Below are 3,605 nucleotides of genomic sequence, written 5' to 3' on the forward strand. Positions count from 1 at the left end.
ACCGTCTCCGGCGACGGTCAACGCAAGCTTCCCGAAGAAGGCGAGTTGGCATCCGATGTTTCTGTCTTTGGTCCGCGATCGCTGGCCATCGACGAGCAGGCGATTTGGTTGGTGCTGCGCGAAGGCAACAGCGTGTGGAGCATTGATCGTCAATCAGGCCGGATCCGTCGTGTCGCGGGAACGGGCAAAAAGGGACACAGCGGCGACGGCGGCGATCCGTTGTCGGCAACGTTCCGGGGCCCCAAGGGCATCGCCGTGGATTCGGCGGGCAACCTGTTGGTGGTGGACACCGAAAACCAAGCGATGCGATACGTCGACTTGGAAAACAACGTGATCGATACGATGAAGATTCCTTTCAAAATGAAACGCCCCCACGGAACCGCCGTCCTGTCGCGGGAAGGCAACGAAGACGTGTATTTCGTTTCCGATTCAGAAAACCACCGCGTGCTGGCCGGCCGGTAAAGTTTCGCTATAAATGCCGATCCAAGGAATCACGCTTCGAAAACCGCCCCAGACGCACAAGGAATAGGTCGCGACGCCATGGACGAACAAACACTGAAACGCATTGCCGACGAACTCGATCTGCCGCTCAACAAGGTCCGTGCGGCGATCGAATTGCTCGAAGCCGGCAACACCATCCCCTTTATCGCACGCTATCGAAAAGAAGCGACCGGCACGCTCGACGAAATTCAGTTGCGGGCGATCGAAGACGCGCTCGAGCGAGCCAACGCGCTGGCGGCCCGTAAGGAGACGGTGCTGAAAACCATCGATCAACAAGGGCAGCTGACCGACGCGCTGCGAAAGCAGATCGAACAATGCGTCGATCTTCGCACACTCGAAGCCCTTTATCTGCCGTTTAAACCGAAACGACGCACGCGGGCCACGATCGCGCGGGAACGCGGCCTCCAGCCGCTGGCCGATCTGATTCTCAGCCAGAAAAATTTAAATCGTTCCAAGCAAGACGTCCTCAATGACTTCGTTGCCCCGGACAAAGAAGTCCCAGATGGCCAGACCGCGCTCGCCGGCGCGATGGACATCATCGCCGAGCAGTGGTCGGACGACCCTCAAACGCGGACGTGGTTGGCCGACCAGGCCAACAAGTTCGGCAAGGTCACTTCGGTCGTCAAACGAGGAAAGAAATCTGCCGAAGGGGCAGAGAAGTTCGACCAGTATTTTGAACGACAGGAGTCTGTCAATCGCATTCCCGGTCACCGACTGTTGGCCATGCTGCGGGGCTCCGCCGAAGGCATTCTGCGTCTGGGCGTGGAGCTGGAAGGCGATCGAGAGCTGACGGATTTGAAACGAAAGCTGGTGCCCAACCGGAACTCGGAATTCTCGTCCGAACTCAACCAGTGCGTCGAAGATTGCTACGAGCGATTGTTGATGCCGGCCACCGAATCGTCGGTCTTGGGACAATTGAAAGAACGAGCCGATGCCGAAGCGATCGAGGTGTTCGGCAAGAACTTGCGTGAGCTGCTGATGGCTCCACCGGCAGGCCCACGCGTGACGATCGGGATTGATCCTGGGTTTCGAACCGGTTGCAAAGTCGCCGTGGTCGATGGGACGGGAAAGTTTCTTGAAAACACTACGATTTATCCCACGCCACCCAAAAGCGATACCAAAGCCGCCGGCGACAAACTGTTGGCGTTGATCAAGAAGCATCGCGTGGAACTGATCGCGATCGGCAATGGGACGGCATCACGCGAAACCGATGCGTTTGTCACCGCTTTGATTCGAGACCATCAACTGGACATCACCAAAGCGACCGTCAGTGAATCGGGGGCGTCGATCTATTCGGCCAGCGAGATCGCGGTGAAGGAGTTTCCGGACTTGGATATCACCGTCCGCGGCGCGATCAGTATCGCCCGGCGCCTGCAAGATCCGTTGGCCGAACTGGTCAAAACCGATCCGAAATCCATCGGTGTGGGGCAGTACCAGCACGACGTCAATCAAACCCAACTACGAAAGTGCCTGGACCGCACGGTCGAATCCTGTGTCAATCAAGTCGGTGTCGATCTGAACATGGCCAGTGTTTCGCTGTTGTCGCATGTCGCCGGGATCGGACCGAAGCTGGCCGAACGGATCGTGGACTATCGCGATTCCCATGGCCGGTTTTCCAGTCGATCGGAGCTGACATCGGTTCCCAAATTGGGTAAGAAAGCGTTCCAACAAGCGGCTGGATTTTTGCGGATCCGCGGCGGTGACCAACCGTTGGATCAGTCTGCGGTTCACCCCGAAAGCTACCCGCTGGTCCAGCGAATCGCCAAGCAACTGAAATCCGACGTGTCGGCGATCATCGGGAATCCACAGGTTTGTCAGAAGATCCGGGCCGAAGATTTTGCCGATCAAACGTTCGGCATTCCGACGGTCAAAGACATCTTGGCGGAATTGGGCAAACCCGGACGCGATCCGCGCAGCGAATTTCGGGCGGTCAAGTTCGATGATTCGGTCAGCGAAATCGGCGACGTCAAACCCAACATGGTCCTGGAAGGCGTCGTCACCAACGTGACGCACTTCGGCGCGTTCGTGGACCTGGGTGTCCACCAAGATGGGCTGATTCACATTTCCCAGTTGGCCGATCAATTTGTTTCCGACCCCAACGCCGTCGTTTCCGTCGGGGACGTGGTCAGGGTCAAAGTGCTGGAGGTTGACATCCCCCGAAAGCGGATTTCGTTGACCAGAAAGTTTTGACCCGGCTGCGATCCGTTGATCTATAATCTGGCCCTCTCCTTTTGTACCTACCTTTTTTGAGACACCTGATGCTTCGCCGATCCGTTACGTCCCTGCTGACCGTTTGCGTCTTCTCCCTGTTGTCCACCACCGTGTCCCATGCCGAAGACGGTTGGACGGAATTGTTCGATGGAAAAACCTTGGACGGCTGGTCCGTCAAAAGCGGCTTCGCGACGTACAAGGTCGAAGACGGCGGGGTGATCGTTGGTAAAACCGCCGACGGAAGCCCCAACTCGTTCTTGACCAGCGACAAGCACTACGGCGATTTCGAATTGATGTTCGAAGTCAAGGTCGATGACGGACTCAACTCCGGCGTCCAGATCCGTTCGCTGCTGAAAGATGCCGACGCCAAGAACTCCTACGGTGGTCGTCTGTACGGACCGCAAGTCGAAATCGAATCCGGACCGGGACAAGCCGGCTTCATTTATGGCGAAGCCACCGGACGGGGTTGGTTGTCACCCGAGCCCCAGTCGAAAGACCCATCGGTGAACCAACACGACCACTTCAAAAACGGCGAATGGAATCAGTACCTGGTCATCGCCCAAGGGCCGAACATCAAGGTCTGGATCAACGGCGAAATGATCGCTGATTTGACCGACGACGAAATCTACAAAACCCATCCCAAGGGGATGATCGGGTTGCAGGTCCACGGGATTGGTAAGAAGAAAGAGACCTACGAAGTCCGCTGGCGCAACTTGAAGATCAAGCCGCTGTAGTGCGACGGAATCGTCTTGGCCAACGAGGTGCTGATTGTCAGACGACAGGGCGCGAGCCGTCCCGTATCCCGAAGGGATTTCAGCGAGTAGCCGGAGGTCAGCGCAGCGCACCTCCGGGGAGCACATTGCGAACGAGTTGATTGCGACACTTTTCCACTC

At 57.1% G+C, this 3,605-nt stretch carries 2 protein-coding genes and 1 pseudogene; all 3 read left to right on the plus strand.

Annotation, left to right across the window (positions count from 1 at the left end):
* Positions 1–462 (plus strand): annotated as a pseudogene (locus ABX749_RS26095) (hypothetical protein); the annotation flags it as partial.
* Positions 463–540: 78 nt separating this feature from the next.
* Positions 541–2,691, plus strand: coding sequence for a Tex family protein (locus ABX749_RS26100; RefSeq protein ID WP_372898584.1), 2,151 nt, complete (start codon positions 541–543; stop codon positions 2,689–2,691).
* Positions 2,692–2,759: 68 nt separating this feature from the next.
* Positions 2,760–3,446 (plus strand): DUF1080 domain-containing protein, encoded by a 687-nt coding sequence (locus ABX749_RS26105; protein WP_372898585.1) that lies wholly within the window; start codon positions 2,760–2,762, stop codon positions 3,444–3,446.
* Positions 3,447–3,605: the final 159 nt, after the last annotated feature.

The sequence above is a fragment of the Stieleria sp. genome, assembly GCF_041595215.1.
Lineage (GTDB): Bacteria > Planctomycetota > Planctomycetia > Pirellulales > Pirellulaceae > Stieleria > Stieleria magnilauensis.

Coding starts and splice junctions, on each gene's coding strand:
- ABX749_RS26100 (WP_372898584.1), top strand. CDS start 541: ATGGACGAACAAACACTGAAACGCATTGCCGACGAACTCGATCTGCCG.
- ABX749_RS26105 (WP_372898585.1), top strand. CDS start 2,760: ATGCTTCGCCGATCCGTTACGTCCCTGCTGACCGTTTGCGTCTTCTCC.